The sequence below is a fragment of the Flagellimonas halotolerans genome (assembly GCF_035818535.1).
GTDB lineage: Bacteria > Bacteroidota > Bacteroidia > Flavobacteriales > Flavobacteriaceae > Flagellimonas > Flagellimonas halotolerans.
In genome coordinates, this window is record NZ_JAYKYV010000002.1 from 21,051 (window position 1) to 39,961 (window position 18,911).

The 18,911-nt window shown below is 41.9% G+C and carries 16 protein-coding genes and 1 riboswitch; of the genes, 3 read left to right on the forward strand and 13 right to left on the reverse strand.

The genetic code is table 11. From position 1 onward, the window contains the following. Positions 1-305: 305 nt before the first annotated feature. From VM932_RS03260 to VM932_RS03270, 3 genes are read right to left on the reverse strand one after another with little or no spacing between them, the layout of a single operon-like run. Positions 306-1,085, reverse strand: a complete 780-nt coding sequence (locus VM932_RS03260) for an ABC transporter ATP-binding protein (RefSeq protein ID WP_326277143.1) — start codon at positions 1,083-1,085, stop codon at positions 306-308. Further along, complete coding sequence (locus VM932_RS03265; RefSeq protein ID WP_326277144.1) at positions 1,085-2,116, reverse strand: FecCD family ABC transporter permease; 1,032 nt, start codon at positions 2,114-2,116, stop codon at positions 1,085-1,087. The genes VM932_RS03260 and VM932_RS03265 overlap by 1 nt, the downstream gene beginning before the upstream one ends. Beyond that, positions 2,117-3,268, reverse strand: a complete 1,152-nt coding sequence (locus VM932_RS03270; RefSeq protein WP_326277145.1) for an ABC transporter substrate-binding protein — start codon at positions 3,266-3,268, stop codon at positions 2,117-2,119. 269 nt (positions 3,269-3,537) lie between these two features. Then, positions 3,538-3,768: riboswitch (cobalamin riboswitch) on the forward strand. A 69-nt stretch (positions 3,769-3,837) separates the two neighbouring features. On the opposite strand from VM932_RS03270, the gene VM932_RS03275 reads away from it, so the two are divergent. After that, entirely contained in the window at positions 3,838-5,700 is a 1,863-nt protein-coding gene (locus VM932_RS03275; RefSeq protein WP_326277146.1) for a TonB-dependent receptor plug domain-containing protein, read from the forward strand. A 480-nt stretch (positions 5,701-6,180) separates the two neighbouring features. Here VM932_RS03275 and ribB read toward each other — a convergent pair whose 3' ends face one another. The 10 genes from ribB to VM932_RS03325 all read right to left on the reverse strand — a co-directional run bounded on the left by ribB (position 6,181) and on the right by VM932_RS03325 (position 16,617). After that, the gene (gene ribB / locus VM932_RS03280) at positions 6,181-7,320 is read right to left on the reverse strand and encodes a 3,4-dihydroxy-2-butanone-4-phosphate synthase (protein WP_326277147.1); all 1,140 of its coding nucleotides are present in this window, start codon (positions 7,318-7,320) and stop codon (positions 6,181-6,183) included. Next, positions 7,317-8,819, reverse strand: coding sequence for an LptF/LptG family permease (locus tag VM932_RS03285; RefSeq protein ID WP_326277148.1), 1,503 nt, complete (start codon positions 8,817-8,819; stop codon positions 7,317-7,319). Before VM932_RS03285 ends, ribB begins: the two co-directional genes overlap by 4 nt. 3 nt (positions 8,820-8,822) lie before the next feature. Further along, entirely contained in the window at positions 8,823-9,470 is a 648-nt protein-coding gene (gene lolA1 / locus VM932_RS03290) for an outer membrane lipoprotein periplasmic chaperone LolA1 (protein WP_326277384.1), read from the reverse strand. Between the two features lie 4 nt (positions 9,471-9,474). Continuing rightward, complete coding sequence (locus VM932_RS03295; protein ID WP_326277149.1) at positions 9,475-11,859, reverse strand: DNA translocase FtsK; 2,385 nt, start codon at positions 11,857-11,859, stop codon at positions 9,475-9,477. A 62-nt stretch (positions 11,860-11,921) separates the two neighbouring features. Then, on the reverse strand, positions 11,922-12,287 hold the full coding sequence (locus VM932_RS03300) for a diacylglycerol kinase family protein (protein ID WP_326277150.1): 366 nt from the start codon (positions 12,285-12,287) through the stop codon (positions 11,922-11,924). A gap of 135 nt (positions 12,288-12,422) precedes the next feature. Beyond that, the gene (locus tag VM932_RS03305) at positions 12,423-12,680 is read right to left on the reverse strand and encodes a DUF6952 family protein (RefSeq protein WP_326277151.1); all 258 of its coding nucleotides are present in this window, start codon (positions 12,678-12,680) and stop codon (positions 12,423-12,425) included. Continuing rightward, positions 12,661-12,975 carry a thioredoxin family protein gene (locus tag VM932_RS03310; RefSeq protein WP_326277152.1) on the reverse strand — a complete coding sequence of 105 codons (315 nt, stop codon included), beginning with the start codon at positions 12,973-12,975 and terminating at the stop codon, positions 12,661-12,663. Before VM932_RS03310 ends, VM932_RS03305 begins: the two co-directional genes overlap by 20 nt. A gap of 5 nt (positions 12,976-12,980) precedes the next feature. Continuing rightward, positions 12,981-13,625: a peroxiredoxin gene (locus VM932_RS03315; protein WP_326277153.1), complete on the reverse strand. Its 645-nt coding sequence runs from the start codon at positions 13,623-13,625 to the stop codon at positions 12,981-12,983. A 209-nt stretch (positions 13,626-13,834) separates the two neighbouring features. After that, a complete protein-coding gene (nhaC, locus tag VM932_RS03320; protein ID WP_326277154.1) occupies positions 13,835-15,325 on the reverse strand; it encodes a Na+/H+ antiporter NhaC in 1,491 nt (496 codons plus the stop codon). A 71-nt stretch (positions 15,326-15,396) separates the two neighbouring features. Continuing rightward, positions 15,397-16,617 carry an aminotransferase class I/II-fold pyridoxal phosphate-dependent enzyme gene (locus VM932_RS03325; protein ID WP_326277155.1) on the reverse strand — a complete coding sequence of 407 codons (1,221 nt, stop codon included), beginning with the start codon at positions 16,615-16,617 and terminating at the stop codon, positions 15,397-15,399. Between the two features lie 150 nt (positions 16,618-16,767). Between VM932_RS03325 and VM932_RS03330 the strand changes: the two genes are divergently transcribed. Together VM932_RS03330 and lpdA are read left to right on the forward strand one after the other, a co-directional pair. Next, a complete protein-coding gene (locus tag VM932_RS03330; protein WP_293163492.1) occupies positions 16,768-17,232 on the forward strand; it encodes an Lrp/AsnC family transcriptional regulator in 465 nt (154 codons plus the stop codon). Positions 17,233-17,436: 204 nt separating this feature from the next. Next, complete coding sequence (gene lpdA / locus VM932_RS03335) at positions 17,437-18,840, forward strand: dihydrolipoyl dehydrogenase (RefSeq protein WP_326277156.1); 1,404 nt, start codon at positions 17,437-17,439, stop codon at positions 18,838-18,840. Positions 18,841-18,911 lie beyond the last annotated feature (71 nt).

Here is an 18,911-nt window from a genome sequence, read left to right on the forward strand (position 1 = left end):
ATGAAACAATTGGTGGCCATTCTAGAAATTCGTGTCTGCCGTGGGTAGGAAATTTACTTTGCTGCACTCGTCTCCTCTCTAATCTCCCCAAAGGGGAGAAGTTCCCTTCTTTGGAGAGCCTGTCCCGAACTTGTTTCGGGAGATTATGTGAGGACTTCCTATCTGATTGCCTTTTTAAAACCCATGATCTCTTGCCCGTTTACCGTAGTCAGGCTTCGGAATCCCATAAGAGTCAGACCTTGAAACATGGTTTTACTGGCAGACAGACAAGTTTAGGGTGAACGGGATTTTTGTTGGTTATAAATTTACTTAGTCACCTTAAACGAACCTGTCTTGGCATCAAACTGTACCATTTCCGAAGGAAATAAACGGTCAAAGTATTTTTGTTCAATAAGTTGACACGGGTCGCCAAACGGATGGTCTTTTCCATCCAAAATCAATATGCGGTCACATAATTGAATGGCCAATTCAATTTCGTGGGTTGTAAAGAGAATGGTTTTCTGTTTTTCGTGCGCCAATTCTTGAAGCATTTTAAGGATTTGCACTTTGTGGTACAAATCCAAATGGGTGGTTGGCTCATCCAATAAGATCAAAGTGGTGTCCTGAGCCATGGCCCGCGCCACCAGCACCCGTTGTAATTGTCCGTCGCTGATTTCGTGACATTTACGGTGTTTGAGTTCTTTCAATAAAAAAGTATCCAAACTATCCTTGATCCGATGTTTGTCGTCTTCGGTCAATGTGCCCAACCAATTGGTGTAGGGTTGCCTGCCCAAGGCGATTAATTCTTGTACAGTCAAGTTTTTGGAGGCAGGCTGCTCGGTCAAAACCACACTAAGCTCCTTAGATAGGGTAGATGATGTATATTTTTCCAAATTTTTGCCTTTCAACTTGATGTTTCCATCAAGTTTAGGCTGAAATCCCCCCAAAGTGCGCAACAAGGTCGATTTTCCAATGCCGTTGATGCCCACAATTCCGCACAACATTCCAGTTTCCAACTCAAAATTGATGCGCTCAGCAACTATTTTGGATTCGTACCCAACGGTCAAATTTTTAACGGACAGTATGTTTTTGTTGTTATTGGACATTAGAACATCATTTTACGTTTGCGCACCAAAAGCCATATCACTACAGGAGCTCCAACCAAGGATGTAATGGCGTTTATGGGCAGCACACTGGCGGAATTGGGCAATTGCGCCAAAGTATCGCACAGGAGCATTAAAATGGAACCATAGAGCATTACGGCGGGAATCAGTACTTTGTGTTCCATGGTATCAAAAATTTGGCGGGTAAGGTGTGGAACAGCGAGTCCAACAAAAGCAATGGGCCCTGCAAATGCGGTTATACCTCCTGCCAACAGCCCAGTGGCGATAATTATGGTCAATCTGGATTTTTTTAAGGAAATTCCCAAACTCTGTGCGTAGTGTTCCCCTAAAAGAAAGGCGTTCAACGATTTTATGGAAAGTATACTGAGCAAAACTCCCAAGGCAACGATTACAAGCAATAAAAGTAACTGCCCTGTTGAAAGGTTGCCCACACTTCCAAAGGACCAAAAGATGAAGCGTTGCAGGTTCTCGGCACTCGAAAAATAGGCCAACACACTTACAATTGCGGAGGTGATGCTGCCGAACATCAGTCCAATGATCAACAAAGCCATGGTATCTTTCACGCGTTGGGCAACAATCATTACTACGGAGAGTACCAAAAAACTACCAATACTTGCGGCAATGGCCAGGGAAACATCACCCAAAAAAGAGATGGAAGTATATCCTGCCAACAACGAAGCGCCCATCAAAAGTAAGGCGGCACCCAAACTGGCCCCAGAACTAATCCCCAGTACAAAAGGGCCTGCCAACGGATTTCTGAACAGGGTTTGCATTAAAAGCCCACTCAAGGAAAGTCCTCCGCCCACCAAAATGGAGGTAAACGCCTTGGGAACCCGATAATCCCAGATAATGTATTCCCAAGATGCAACTTGCGAAGTTTTTCCAAAAAGCGTGGATAGCATATCTGTAAAAGGAATAGAAACGGAACCCGAACTAATGTTGAGAAGACAGGACAGCATCAATGCCAGTATCAACAACAGAAAGGAAAACCGGTATGTTTTTGCTCCTTGCATTTATTGTAATGGTTTAATGAACAGCAATTGATGCTCGGGCAATAGCTCCGGGTGCAATATTTTGATGAAATCCCTCAAAACAATATCTGGGCGGTGCGGTGCCAATTCGTAAAAAATAAGCCCGCCAGTTTCTCCCTTTTCAATGGCGTTTGAATACACTTTTTTATTGGCGAAGGCATAAAATTGTTGGTGATGGGTGTTGGCATTGCTCAATTCCTTATAAGAAGTTTGGGAAGAAGGGTTAAACCAAAATTCGGCATCTTGTGCCTGCTCCAAAACGGACTCCAAACTAAGACCAATGCTTCCCGTTTCTTCGGTGTTGGACCAAAGATAATCGGCATTGGCATCTTTCAGGAACTGGGCCATCCAACTGCTGCCTCCAGCCACGTACCAAACGTCTTTGTATAATCCGCCAGTTAGCACTGTTGGTCTGGATTTTGCTTTTTTTGCCAATGCAGCGGCCTGTTTATAGGATGCTTCAATTTCGGTAAAAATGCTATCTCCCAATTTTTCTTTTTGAAAGAAGGGCGCAAAAAACTTCACCCATTCTGCTTTGCCCAATGGGGTCTGCTCCACCCAATCGCCATTGTAAACCACGGGTATTCCTGCTCGTTCTAAAATATGATACGCCTTGTTTTCTTCGTTAATACTGAATCCGATGATGAGCTCAGGGTTCAGTATCAGCACCATTTCTGTGTTGAGGACATCGTTCATGCCCAAGTTTTGAATTTGACCGTTTTCCACAAGCTTTCTTGCCTCTGGTGAAGAAATGTAATCGGTGTTGGGAAATCCGACTATGTTTTTGAGTTCCCCGAGTTGCTTTAAAGGCTCTATGTGAGTGGTTGAAGTGAGCACTATTTTTTCGACTGGGGTACCCACAATGGCATCATATTCACCTTGCGGGAAAGTAATCGATGGTAATTTTTCTTTAGGTACCAAGGCATATTTAAAGTTATCGGCCCCAGGCCAAGCTGCAGTGACTTCAATAACGGTGAAATCGGCTTCTTTTTTTACCGTAAAACCCGTTGCATAGGTTATGGAGGGTGTTGATCCCTGTTTTTGAGCAGGTTGCGATTTTTTTTCTTGCTTGCAACCTATCAACCAAACCAAAAGGAACCCCAAAAATAAAATTGATTGCTGTTTTTTTGCCATGAACCAAAAGTAAGATTATTTAAATATTTCTGTAGTTTGATGAACCTCATCATTAAAGTCAAAATTGTCATGTTGAGCGTCCCGAAAGTTTTCGGGAAGACACCTCACCTATTTTTTCAATAATATAATGACACGAATTACATGAATTTTCTCGAAGGAAAGGTGGGTTGGGATGCTAAACGAATTCTTCGGCTGCGCTAGGATGACAGCTCAGATTGACAGATGAAATCATTTTAAACTTTTGCATAAAAGATTAAACAGATTGATTAGCTTTGGCCACGAATTTTGGTTCGCACGGATTTTTTCCGTGGGATTAAAAGGGAATCCGGTGCAAAACCGGAGCTGTTCCCGCAACTGTAAGTATGTGCCGAACCGGCACCGATGTTTTAAACATAGGTGCGCAGTAGGCGATTGTCTCTTCTTCAAAACCACTGCCCGATGGGTGGGAAGGTAGGAGGCAAAACACAAGCCAGGAGACCTGCCAGATTCAAACAAACAATGTTAAACTTTCGGGATAAAAGTTTACGTATGAATATCATACTATTCTCCCGTTTATTCAATTAAACGAAATGAAAAAAAATCATTTATGGTTAATTACCGCCCTTTTGGCGGGTAATGGAATTTTTGCGCAAAACGTACAGCAAGATTCACTTAAGGTGCAGCGACTGAACGAGGTTGTTGTTAGCGATTCAAAATTTGAGTTGAAAAGAGAAAACTCAGGTAAAACGGTAATCAAGATTGCGGCCGAAGAAATGCAGCGCAACCAAGGCAGGACAGTTGCGGAAATCATCAACACCAAAAGTGGTATCGAGATTGCCGGTAGCCGTGGTAGGGATGGCGATGTGCTTGGGGTTTATGCCCGTGGTGGCCGTGGTCGTCAGGTTTTGGTGATCATTGATGGTGTTCGGGTGTCGGACCCCTCCACTTTTTCGGCGGAGTACGATCTTCGGCTGCTTTCTCCAAACAGCATAGAGTCCATCGAGATCATTAAAGGGGCTGCCAGTACACTTTATGGTACCAATGCGGTTACGGCCGTGATCAACATCACTACGAAAAGGGCTTCAAAACAAAAGATTGCAGGAAATTTTGAAACAAGTGTGGGCACCAATCAAACAGCAGATGACCAAAATTATAATTTAGGGAGTATTCAAAATTCGGCAAATGTGAACGGTACTTTGGACAAGTTTACCTACGGGGTGGATTTTTCCAATAGATATAAAAGCGGCCTGTCAGCTGCAGTAACGCCGGAGAATGAGGAGGATATTTTTTCACATTACAGTGCCAATTTAAGGCTTGGGTATCAATTCTCTGATGCTTTTGGGGTTCAGGTTTATGGAAACCAGACCAAGTTTAAAAATGAGTACGATGCCACACAGGCAGAAGCACCTAATTTGGGTGAGAATGAGCAGCAAAGAGTCGGGTTGTCATCCGAATATGGCTATGGGAAAGGTTCGGTCCATCTAAATACAGCGTTTACCCATTATGAGTCCGTGGCCAATGATACCTTTGGCGAAAGCACCACCGAGGGAAGCAATTGGGTGTTGGACCTGTACAACAAATATGTTTTTGGTGAGCAATTCCATACCATTTTAGGAATGAATTACATCAAGGATGAAGCTATTTTTACAGAAGATGTTGATTTTACCATTGTGGATCCTTATGCCAATGTCGTGTATGTTTCAGATTTTGGACTGAACTTGAATGTGGGTGCCAGATGGAACAATCACTCTGAATATGGAAACCATTTTGTGTATAATGTGAATCCTTCTTATGTTTTTGACACTGAAAACGGATATGTGAAAATGATGGGGTCTTATGCCACATCGTACATCACACCGAATTTAACGCAATTGTTCGGTGCCTTTGGCGGGAATCTGGAGTTGGAACCTGAAGAAAACTCGACCATTGAGGGGGGTGTTGAATTCAAACTCAATGAAAAGTTGAGAATTAGCACTGTTTATTTTGATAGAAATGAAACCAATGCCATTGGGTACGATGCCAATTTTATGAGTATTAACATTGCGGATGAAATTGATGCCAATGGGGTAGAGGTGGAAACTACGTGGTTGCCTTGGAGCACTTTTAGCGTTAATGCCAATTACACCTTCACGGAACGCAAAGGGGACAATGCCATCCGTATTCCAAAACACAAAGCCAATATGTCCTTGTGGTACCAGTTTTGTGAGAGTACGAGTGCATCGTTAAGCTATGCTTATACAGGTCAACGGTTTGATACGGATTTTGCAACCTTTACGGATATTGCTTTGGAACCTTTTTCTTTACTGAATTTTTCCATTGGACACGAACTGATCAAAAACAAGCTAAATGTGTTCGTAAATGCGGACAATTTGTTGAATGAGGATTACAGGGAATTGCTTGGATTCACAACTCGTGGCCGAAATTTTAGGGTGGGTCTCAACCTGAACCTTTAATAAAGCCCATCTGTAACATCAATTTTTGTGAACCTGAACTTGTCCGTCTAATGGGCTGGTAAGTTCAGGTTATACTTTTGATTAATATTTTAGAAGTACTAGTTTTATTAATCCCAATTAAATGGGCTTAAGGTTTGTTCTTTTGAATACCTCACTGGCTTGTCCCGAGGTAGTTCATTAATATGGTAGTTCTGAGTGAAACGAAGAATCTCTTTTTCGATACAAAGATAAGGCACGCCTGACCACTGACTTTCGACATTCCAACCTTAGTTTATCCTGAGCGTATCCGAAGGCCTCAACGTGACACTTCATGCATCGAGCATCAAACTACAATAACCTCTGCCTAACAACAGACATGAATTACACAAATGGCCACGAATCAGTTAATCTTTACAGTAATGAGAGTAATGCTTTTTGATTGAAAGATTCTCCAAATGTTTTACACTTTCAGAATGACAAACTTGAACTTGTATTTGTCTATTAGTAATTCACATATTCCACTATCTCAAGACCATAACCAACCATGCCCACACGCTTGGTTTGTCCGGAATTCGTTAATAATCGAATCTTGGAAATATTGATATCGTGAAGTATTTGTGCACCAATGCCAAAGTCCTTGTTGTCCATTTCAATCTTTGGAGCCTTGTTGATTCCCCCTTCCTGAAGCTTTTTGAATTCGGACAATCTACTCAATAGGTTCATGGATTGGTTTTCTTGATTTATAAAAATAATGGCACTTTTTTCTTCGGCGTTCAATGCATTGAACATGCGTTGCAGTGTCTCATCCGGATTGTTGGTCAAAGTGCCCAGCATATCATTGTTCACTAGGGTGGAATTAATACGGGTAAGAACAGGTTCTCCACTTTTCCAATTTCCTCTTAGCAAGGCAATGTGTACTTGATCGTTTGTTGTCTGCTTATATGCCCGAAGTCTAAATTCTCCGAATCTGGTGCTTATGTTAAATGCCTCTTTAAGTTCTATAAGGCTATCGTGTTCCATGCGGTACGCAATCAAATCCTCAATGGAAACAATTTTAAGATCAAATTTTTTGGCAACCTTCATCAATTGCGGCAATCGTGCCATGGTTCCATCCTCGTTCAAAATTTCCACCAAAATACCTGCAGGTTCCAGCCCGGCCAATCTTGCAAAGTCTATTGCAGCCTCGGTGTGCCCGGTACGCCTTAATACGCCTCCATTTTTTGCCCTGAGCGGAAAAATATGTCCAGGCTTTCCCAGTTCGTGGGGTTTGGTGTCTTTGTTTACAAGGGCACTAATGGTTTTGGCCCTGTCATGTACCGAGATACCAGTTGTGCATCCATACCCCAATAAATCCACGGAAACGGTAAACTGGGTTTGGTGCAATACCGTATTGTTTTGTACCATCATGTTCAGCTCCAGTTCCTCGCATCTATCCTCGGTTAAGGGGGCACAGATAAGCCCACGGCCGTGCATGGCCATAAAATTGATCATTTCGGGGGTAACTTTTTCGGCAGCAGCAATAAAGTCGCCTTCGTTTTCCCTGTTTTCATCATCCACTACAATAATTACCTTACCGTCTCTAACGTCGGCAATGGCTTCTTCAATGGCGTTTAGTTGTATTTTTTTGTTCTTGGCGATCATTGATCTTCAGCTTCTTTATCTTTCTTTTTAAATATTGATTTAATCCGGTCTATAAAGTGACCAAATCCTACTAACCCCTTATCCGCAGTTGCACGTCTGGTGAGAGATATGCCCAAGGGCAGCATGATCATTGTTGGGAGCCAGGCCCCAATGGCGGGGTGAATGTTTCCTTCCTTTGCATAGTTGCCGGCAAATACACCAATAAAATAATAGGTTAAAAATAAAATAATAGCGACCACCATGGGCAATCCCAATCCTCCTTTACGAATTATAGCCCCTAAAGGTGCACCTACAAAAAACAAAATAATGCACGAAAGTGCCAGTGCATATTTTTGATGCAGCGATAGAATGTGGCTGTTATAGAACTTGTACCTGCTTTGCAGTTCGTTCTTTTTGGAAGTCACCGTGTTCAATATACTGGAAACCTCGTTCTGGGCTTTTTTCATTACTTGAATTTGCTCCCATTGTTCCAGACTTTCTATAAATTGATCAATAGTTCTAATGGAATCCTGTTGGGTCTCCTCCACCTTTTTTTGAGGTTGAATGAGTTCCAATTTTTGCATGGTAGTATCTTTTGGCACTTTGGGCGGAAATGCCCCCATGCGATTAACGACGTTTTTGGAAAATGCAACTACTTTTTCAAGGTTGTTTTCGCGAAGGGAATCAATATCCTTGATCAGCCGCCCCACATTTTTCATCTTGTTTGTGGTGATATTCTGATCTTCTTCCAAATCCTGGTCATTGAGTTCCGAAATATCAATATTGATGGTATAGGTCTCAAAATTTGATTTGGCGAACGGTTGCTTTCGTCGTTCTTTGGCATCTTTGGGCATAACATCTTCGTAGTAGTTGCCATCTTTCAATACCAATTGAATAATATCCGATTTTTCGCTACTGATCAACTCACCGGATTTTGCCTTGATTACTGTATTGTTGATGTTCTGATCTGTTTTTTTATGGATGATGACATTGTCCAAAAAGCGATCTTGCTCCCCATGCTTTTTGTCCACCTTAATGTTCATGCCCTCGCCGGTTCCTTCAAAATCACTAAAAACACCTTCGGTAATGGCGGCTGCAGGTTTTACTTTGGCAATGTTTCGCCTTAGGTTGAACATTTTTTGTTCTGATATTGGAATCACATCATTGGCAAAAAAGAAAGTGACCACACCTAAGAAAAGTACAAACACGATAAGGCTTCGCATGCCGCGTTGCAATGATATACCGGAAGCCTTCATGGCGGCAAACTCATAGTTTTCTGCAAACGTACCAAAGGTAAGAATGGAGGAGAGGAGCACCGTAAGTGGCAACACTTTGTCCACCAATGTTGGGATAAAGTAGAAAATAAACTTGCCAATAATTACCATGCCCAGTCCTTTTCCCGCCAAATCATCAATGAACAGCCATATTCCCTGAAAAATGAATATGACGATGAGAATGAAAAAAGAACTGAAGAAGTTGTAAAGAAATCTTCTTAGTATATACTGATCAAGTATTTTCAATGCCTAGTTTCTTATAATATAATATCCTTTGTCCTCGTATTTTTTCTCGTCAAAGGTAAACAGAGTACTTGATATGGGCTGATTGGTTTTGAAAGAATTAACGGTAATGGTGGTTTTGGTGCCATTGTTTCCCGTTTGGATTAGTTTATAGATGTGCTTGGTCTGTGTATCCACTCCCAAAAGCACGGATTTTATCTCGGTATTGGAGTCAATCGGAATCAACTTTACATATTGAATTTTTCTGCCCCCTATATTTTGAAGGATATCCCATTGGTAGTTGTGTCCCGTTTTATAAAATGTCAACATTTTTGATGGGCTCACGTTGTCGTTGTCCTCGTTAACCTCTTCAATGGTTACTTCTTCGTTTTCTGGAACCACGGTGTAAACTTTGTTGCCATCGTACATTTGTTTGGCCCCGAAATAGTTGAGTGCGTATTTTTCGCCCTTTAAGGTTACGTTTCCGTTGGTTTCCTGTTTTAGGTCGGCCTCGGTATTTTCCAAGGTAGATTGGAAATCAATATAAATATTATCGTAGCTCTGCACTTTGTTGTAAACTTCGTCCAAAAGTGCTTTGGCCTTATCGGAGTTCTGTCCGTAAGAAAAAAGTCCTACGGTAAACAATGTTATAAAAAGAATACTTTTCTTGTTCATGGTCTTATTTTGCTTCATTTTCTAATAGTTGTTCCAAAGAATACATGTCGGGAACCAAAACTTGTCGGGCCTTACTACCCTCAAATGGCCCTACGATCCCGGCTGCTTCCAATTGGTCTATAATTCTACCGGCTCTGTTGTACCCAAGTTTCAATTTACGTTGGATAAGGGAAGCGGAACCTTGCTGGGCCGTTACAATAACTTCGGCTGCTTCTTTGAACATGGCATCCCTGTCCGCGATATCATTATCAAGACTTGTGCCAGATTCTTCGCCTACATACTCTGGCAATAAGTGTGCTTCGGGGTATGCACGTTGCGAACCAATGTATTCGGTAATTTTGGCCACTTCTGGTGTATCCACAAAAGCGCATTGCAACCTTGTAACGTCATTTCCTTGGGTGTAGAGCATATCTCCGCGACCGATAAGCTGGTCGGCGCCTTGCGCATCTAAAATGGTTCTGGAGTCAATTTTTGAGGTTACCCTAAATGCTATCCTAGCAGGGAAGTTGGCCTTGATGATACCGGTAATTACGTTAACCGATGGTCTTTGTGTGGCAATAATCAAGTGAATACCTATGGCACGTGCCAATTGTGCCAATCTGGCAATTGGTGTTTCCACTTCCTTGCCCGCTGTCATAATCAAATCCGCAAACTCATCTATCACCAAAACAATGTATGGCAAAAACTTATGTCCATCGTTCGGATTCAATTTTCTGGCCTTGAATTTGACATTATATTCCTTAACGTTTCTCACCATAGCTGATTTGAGCAACTCGTAACGATTGTCCATTTCAATGCAAAGGGAATTCAAGGTATTGATTACCTTGGTGTTGTCCGTAATGATGGCTTCTTCGGAATCGGGCAGTTTTGCCAAAAAGTGACGTTCAATTTTGTTGTAAAGGGTCAATTCCACCTTTTTGGGGTCTACCAAAATAAATTTAACCTCTGCGGGATGCTTTTTATAAAGGAGTGAGGTGATGACGGCGTTCAATCCAACTGATTTACCTTGACCCGTAGCACCAGCCATAAGCATGTGGGGCATTTTGGCAAGGTCAACCACAAAAGTTTCGTTGCTAATGGTTTTTCCAAAGGCAATGGGCAATTCCATTTCCGCTTTCTGGAATTTATTGGAAGCGATTACCGAACGCATGGAAACAATGGTGGCGTTTTTGTTGGGCACCTCGATACCCACGGTGCCTTTGCCGGGAATAGGAGCAATGATTCGGATTCCCAATGCCGCTAATGAAAGAGCAATGTCGTCTTCTAGATTTTTGATTTTGGAGATTCGTATTCCCGCTTCAGGAACAATTTCATAAAGGGTTACGGTAGGACCAATGGTCGCTTTGATCTGGGCGATTCCTATTTTATAATTTTTGAGGGTGCTAACAATTCTATTTTTGTTTTCCTCAAGCTCTTCTTGGTTGATGGTGATTCCTCCAGAGGCACCATGGGCTTCCAAAAGGTCCAATGTGGGGAATTTGTAGTTGCCCAATTCCAGTTTTGGGTCGAATTCCCCAAAATCCTTGACCAATCTGGCAGCTGTTACATCGGTTTCTTCCTCAACGGTGGCTTCTTCCACCTTTAAATCAATATCGGATTCTTCCTCTTGCGGAAGATTTACATCGAGTCCCGCTTCATTGTTTAACGGAGGGATGTTTTCTTTATGGGTGTAGGTGTCTATTTTTTCAGGAACCTTATCATCTGCACTCAACTCAATGCTGCCCTCCCCATCTTCATTAATGGTTTGGGTGTTTTGGGTTGATGGCTCTTCATCAAAATCTGACTTGATTTTTTGCTTTTGACGACGGAAGAAATTGGCAAACCCCTCGGGGGTAAAATTGAACTGTCGGACCAAGATTACCATCAAAACAAAAATCAAAATCAAGAACACACCGATTTTGCCTGTGTAATCTTGAAGGAAATCGTTCATTTCGTAACCTACAAGTCCTCCAAGCAATGGAAAGTCAGCAGCAAAAAAACCAAGGGCAATAGATCCCCAAATTACACCGACCAAGCCCCAAATCCATTTGAATATTAGTCTTTTTCCATTCAATCCCAAAAAGAGATAGAGCCCGGTGATGGCCAATAAGAACGGAAACACAAAAGAGGCCAAACCAAAGCCTTTGTACATAAAAAAATGGCTTACACTGGCCCCAAATTTATTGAGCAGGTTGCTTGCTTGGGCATTACGGTCCGCAAATTGGGAAAGCATGCTTTGATCCTCTTGCCATGTAAAATAAAACGACATGAAAGAGAAAAAAAGGGCAATGCTGAGAACGATCAAAAGGCTACCAAAAATAATCTTGTTCTGCTTGGAAGGCTTAAAGGATACCTTCTTTTTGGCAGTTGTAGTTTTTTTTGATTTTGATTTTGTTCTTTTTTTGGCCATCAATTGTTTTTAAGCGGGGCTAAGTTACAAATTTACGTTGCTACTCGGGGTCTTGGATTTTGCTAAAAAAATTTAGGCACATAGATGATAAGGCCAACGATGCTTGCCAAGACCGATACTATCATAACGGCTCCTGCGGAAATATCTTTTATCAAACCGATTTTGGGGTCTAAATTAGGTTGAATGTAATCACAGATTTTTTCAATGGCGGTGTTTATCCCTTCCACACCCATTACCAAACCAATGGCCAACAGTTGGAGAATCCATTCGGTGTTCGATATTTGAAAATAAAAGCCAAAAGCAGTGACCACCAATGTTATAACGAACTGAATTTTAATGCTGGGCTCTGTGCGCAACAAAAGGAACATGCCCTTTAGGGCATATCCTATACTTTTTATCCTATTCTGAAGAAAAGATTCTTTTGGCATTTAGAATGCTTCAATTTTTTTTTGACATTAACCTTCTAGCCGAAAGTTTAATGCGCTCGGTGTCAAAAATACTAAAAAAACCTTCCCGAAGTCTGTTACAGGAAGGTTCTTATTTGCTGTTTTATATAATGTATGTTACTTGTCTATTGAGCCGAGCACTCTGGACATAAAACCGTTAAGCGCTTCTTTTTTTGAAGTGCCATTTTTGATTTCGCTGGATACTTCAAGCGCTCCATAAATATTGGAGATCAACTCCCCGATCATATCCAATTCTTCGTCCTTTAAGCTCGAAACCTCACAAACGCTTTCCAGGGTGTCTGCGGTTTCTTGTAAATAGTCTTCATCGTGCTCCTCGGCAAAATCCACCAATTGTTTAATTATGGGCAATTTCATTAATCAAGTCTTTTAAAACATCATATTTATTGGTCTGCACCTGATTTTTTAAAGCTCCTTTGGAAAAAGCCGCAAAAGTGGGCAGATTGTCCACATTGGCAAGCTTTCTGGATTCCGGGAATTTTTCGGCGTCGACCATTACAAACTTTATGTCCTCGTTCAAAGAGGCTTCCTTTTTGAACTTTGGTTTCATGATCCTGCAATTGCCGCACCAAGATGCACTGTACTGCACCACTACGTTGTCATTCTCGGCAATGACCTCGTTCAAGTTGTCCTTGTCCAATTCTACAACCATAATGTTTAGTTTACGTGATTGGCTAAATAATTGGAAACACCAGCTCTGTCAGCATTCATGGCTTCTTTTCCTTCTTCCCAGTTTGCAGGACAAACTTCACCTTTTTCTTGTACGTGGGTGTAAGCATCTACTAAACGCAAGAATTCGCTCACATTTCTACCCAATGGCATGTGGTTGATGCTCTCGTGGAATACTGTTCCTTCTTCGTCGATCAAGTACGTAGCTCTGTAGGTTACATTGTCTCCTTCTACCACAACGGAGTTGGTTTCTTCGTTGTAGTCTTCCTTTATAATGTCCAAAATACCCAAGGCAGTTGCTAAGTTTCTGTTGCTGTCCGAAACAAGAGGATAGGACACCCCTTCGATTCCGCCGTTGTCCTTTTCAGTGTTCAACCATGCAAAATGTACTTCGGCAGTATCGCAAGAAGCTCCAATAACAATGGTATTTCTCTTTTCAAATTCACTTAGGTTTTGTTGAAAGGCAAAAAGTTCTGTTGGACAAACAAAAGTGAAGTCTTTTGGGTACCAAAAAAGCAAAACTTTCTTATTTTCGGCTTTGGCCTTCTCTAAAATGTTGATTTTGAACGTATCGCCCAACTCATCGATGGCGTTTACTTCAATGTTTGGAAATTTTCTTCCTACTAAAGTCATTTATTGGATGTTTTTTAAATTTTCAAGGGCAAAAATAGGGTGGTTTGATGGTTTTTACCAGCTTAGAAATTAGTTTTTCTTATAGCAGGATAAGTCATGGCAATGCTGTAAAAAAGAGTTGGTATTATTGAGATTGTGGCAAAAATAAATGTTGATTTTCACCAAGTCCTCAACGCGATTGAAGTATTGAAAACAGTAGAATAAAAATTTTATTTAGCAGTGGTTTCAACCAATTGTTTGATCTTGATCCTGAACGCAGCAAAAAGCAATGTCATAAACGGACTGAGCCAATTAAAAATGGCATAAAGTGCATATTCACCAACACCAACTCCCAAAACACTGCTGTGATAGGCACCACAGGTGTTCCAAGGCACCAATACGGAAGTTACCGTGCCTGAATCCTCCAAAGTCCTGCTTAAGTTTTCTGGGGCCAAGCCACGTTCTTTATAAGCTTTGGAAAACATTTTACCGGGAACCACAATGGCCAAATATTGGTCGGATGCGGTTACGTTCAGGGCCAAACAGCTTCCCACGGTACTTGCGAACAGTCCAAAAGTGGTCTTAGCCAGCTTTAGGAGCGACTCCGTAATGCGCTCCAAAGCACCGATGCCATCCATAATACCGCCAAAAACCATGGCACAGACAATCAGCCAAATGGTGCCGAGCATTCCCGACATTCCTCCCGAGGAGAACAAATCATTTAGGGCAGGGTCATCCGTGGCAATGTTAGTATCAACCGTTATGGCATTAAGGACTCCCTTGTAACCGGTTTCAAAATTTAAGGATGCGCCTCCACCGATTTTGGCAACAATGTCTGGTTGGAAAATAAGAGCGAAAACTCCACCAAGCAATGTTCCTACAAGTAGCGCCATTAATGGAGGTGCTTTTTTTACAATCAAACCAATAACGATCAATGGCACTATAAACAACCATCCATTTATATTGAAGGTTGAGCCAATATTGTTGAGAAGTGAACTTGTATCGGCAACTCCTGAGGTATCAATGGCAAGACCAAGAATGATGAAAACAATCAAGGTCACCACGATTGTTGGTACAGTGGTGTACGTCATATAGCGAATGTGCGAGAACAAATCTCCTCCCGCCATGGCAGGAGCCAAATTGGTGGTGTCGCTCAAAGGAGACATTTTATCTCCAAAATAAGCGCCGGAAAGCACAGCACCTGCTGTCATCCCCAATGATATGCCCAAGGCATCACCAATGCCAATCAATGCTATGCCTACGGTCGCGGCCGTTGTCCAACTACTTCCCGTTGCAATGGAAATAATGGCGCAAATAATAACACTGGCTGCCAAAAATATGGTGGGGTTGAGAATTTGAAGCCCGTAATAGATCATAGCGGGAATAATACCGCTGACCAGCCAGGTACCAGATAGTGCACCGACCATTAAAAGAATGAGCAATGCCCCAGTGGTAGACCGAACATTTTCAGCCACTTCAGCAATCATCCGTTTATAGGAAACCTTATTGAAAATACCGACGATTGCTGCGACCGCACCGCCCATTAAGAGTATAAATTGGTTGGAACCGCTTAGGGCATCATCCCCAAAAACATAAACGTTGTAGGCCAACATAATCACCAAAGCTAAAACGGGTATCAATGCTTCAGTAATGGTCAAATCTTTATTTTCTACAATGTGTTCATCTTCCCTAAACGTTGGTTTTTCCTCTTTATTCGGCATTTGGTCTGAGTTTGTTAGGAGGTAATATTACGATTTTGCACTATGCTGTGCAAACCCAGCACCCCTGCGAATTAAGCCAAACTGGCATCGGGAGACAAAATATCCAACTTTTCCATACAGTTGCGCATTGTAATGTATGTTTTGTGTATGTCGTTGTCCAAACCAATGGAAAAACGGATGAGTCCTTGGGAGAGACCAAGTTCTTTTTGCTCTTCTTCTGGAATTTCAGAGGAGGTTGAAGTTCCCGAAGCACTAAATAATGTCTTGTAGAAACCAAGGCTTACCGCTAAATAACCCAGCTTTTCTTTTTGCATCAATTCCATCAGGGCATTGGCACGTTCTACGGAGCCGACATCCAGGGTAAGCATTCCGCCAAATCCGTATTCTGTATTCATCTGGGATTTCATTAAACTGTACCCAGAATGACTTTCCAAACCGGGATACACCACCTTTAATCCATCCTTTTCAAATTGTTTGGCCAAATAATGGGCATTTTCGCTATGCTTTTTGATTCTTATATGAAGCGTTCGCATATTCTTCAAGATGGAAGCGGCACGCAAACTATCCAAAGTACTGCCCAAAAGCATTCCTGCCCCGTTGTTCACATCTTTTAGGCTGAGGCAAAAATCAGTTGTTCCGCAAACGGCTCCAGCAACGCAATCACTACTACCGTTGATAAACTTGGTAAGGCTGTGTACAACAATATCTGCTCCCAATTGTGCTGCGTTTATCGTCAAAGGAGAAAAGGTGTTATCGACCATCAATGCCATCTCGTTCTTTTTTGCAATTTTGGAAAGTGAGGTTATATCTGCCACTTCCAAAAGCGGGTTGCTAATGGCTTCGCAATAGATCATTTTGGTTTTTGGAGTGATGGATCTCGCTACCATTTCCAAATCGGTAATGTCCACAAAGGAAACATCAATATTGAATTTTTTTACAAAGTTCTTCAGGAAAGCGTAAGTGCCTCCGTAAATGGTCCTGCTACAAACAATATGGTCGCCCGAATCGCACAATTGAAGAATTACAGCTGTTATGGCTCCCATTCCGCTAGCGTACACATTTGCAGATTCGGTGCCTTCCAGTTGTGCCATGGCCTCGCCCAAGTATAAGTTGGAAGGGGAGGAGTGCCTACTGTAAAGGTAGCAACCTTCAGTATTCCCCTCAAAAGTGTCGAACATAGTCTTTGCTGAGAGAAAAGTATAAGTTGATGAATCTGATATAGAAGGGTTTACGCCTCCAAATTCACCAAAATATTGAAGATTTTGTATGTGATCAGATGCTTTGTAGTCCATGATGCGTTGTTTTGGATAAAAATATGAATCTTTAGACCCAAAATCAATGGATGTCATCAAATGATGATGAATAGTCAATAAATATAGAAATATTAGGATGTTGTTCCATAAAATTGGAGTTTAGCTGTTCCAAATAGAAAAATCGTCGGAATGAAACTGGATAAAATGGATATTGAATTGGTAAGACTGCTCCAAGAGGACTGTAAAAAGACAACGAAACAATATGCAGATGTTTTGCATTTGTCCAAAACAGCTGTTTATGAGCGAATTCGTCGATTGGAGCGCAATGGAGTCATTACCCAATACGCTGCTTTGGTGGACAAACAAAAAGTAGGCAGAGACTTTATGGTACTCTGCCAAATACGTTTGGTACAGCATACCAAGGAGAATGTTCTAAAGTTTGAGCGCGAGGTATTGCAGCTCAAAGAGGTTTCCGAGTGCTTTCATGTGGGGGGTGATTACGACTATATTTTAAAGATTTATGTAAAGGACATGAAAAGTTATCGGGAATTTATGGTCACTAAATTGACTGCCATAGCCAATATTGGCAATACACAGAGTTCATTCGTGATTAATGAGGTGAAAAATACGCCATCGGTACATATTGGTGGTTAATTCATTGTGTTATTCTGTTATTGAACTTGGCACTTGTCTGAAGCACGATGCACGTAGACTTGATCCTTGGCTTTTTTCTCTTTGTTCTTGACACTTGTTTCTTTTCCCACAGAATAGTTTAGGACTGTCCCGAAAAACATTTGTATTTTTACGGTTGTTTTTAAAGAACAGATTTTTAAGAATCATCCTTACAAATAATACAATATGAATCAATATGATGTAGCTATCATCGGCTCTGGACCTGGAGGCTATGTGGCGGCCATTCGATGTGCCCAATTGGGAATGAAAACCGCATTAATAGAAAAGTATGCTGTGCTTGGCGGTACATGCTTAAACGTAGGATGTATACCTTCCAAAGCGCTTTTGGACTCATCGCACCATTATGAAGATGCAGTTAAGCATTTCGAGGAACACGGTATCGATATTCCAGGGGAGGTAAAAGTGAACTTGAAGCAAATGATTGCCCGTAAACAAGCTGTTGTGGACCAAACCACCAAGGGAGTCGAGTTTTTGATGAGCAAAAACAAGATTGATGTTTACCATGGCGTAGGAAGTTTTAAGGATGCCACACACATAAATATTGCAAAAAAAGACGGTGAAGAGACCATCGAGGCTAAGAATACCATTATAGCCACGGGTTCCAAACCTTCTTCCCTGCCTTTTATTGAAATTGATAAAGAAAGAGTGATTACCTCAACCGAAGCCCTAAAACTTAAGGAAGTTCCAAAACACTTGATCGTGATAGGCGGAGGGGTAATCGGTTTGGAATTGGGTCAGGTATACAAGCGCTTGGGTGCAGATGTTACCGTAGTGGAATTTATGGACCGCATTATCCCCGGCATGGATGGCGCTTTGTCCAAAGAACTCACCAAAGTGATGAAAAAGCAAAAGGTGAAATTCAACCTGTCCCACAAAGTAAAATCAGTGGAGCGCAAAGGTGATGAGGTAATTGTAAAAGCCGATGACAAAAAGGGTAAAGAGATTACCATTTCTGGTGATTACTGCTTGGTAAGTGTTGGCCGTAAACCGTATACCGATGGATTGAATGCCGAAGCTGCAGGGGTGAAATTGGATGATAAGGGCAGAGTAGAAGTAAACGAACACCTGCAGACCAATGTGTCCAACATTTATGCGATAGGAGATGTGGTAAAAGGTGCCATGTTGGCCCATAAGGCTGAAGAAGAAGGTACCATGGTCGCTGAATTATTGGCAGGCCAAAAACCTCATATAGATTATAACCTTATACCAGGTGTTGTTTATACTTGGCCAGAAGTTGCCTCTGTGGGCAAAACAGAGGAGCAATTAAAAGAAGAAGGCGTAGCATATAAAGCAGGTCAGTTTCCGATGCGTGCCTTGGGAAGGGCCCGTGCTAGCATGGATATTGATGGTTTTGTGAAGATACTTGCCGATAAGAGCACCGATGAAGTACTGGGCGTTCACATGATTGGGGCACGTTGTGCCGATTTAATTGCCGAAGGTGTTACCGCAATGGAATTCAGGGCGTCGGCCGAGGATATTTCCCGAATGAGCCATGCCCACCCAACCTTTGCCGAAGCCGTTAAGGAAGCTGCATTGGCCGCAACTGACGATAGAGCTTTACATGCTTAAGTAAATTATCTCTGGGCAAACCGGGCAAACCTCGGAGCATTTAAATCTCGATTATCGAGTAAAAAATGCTG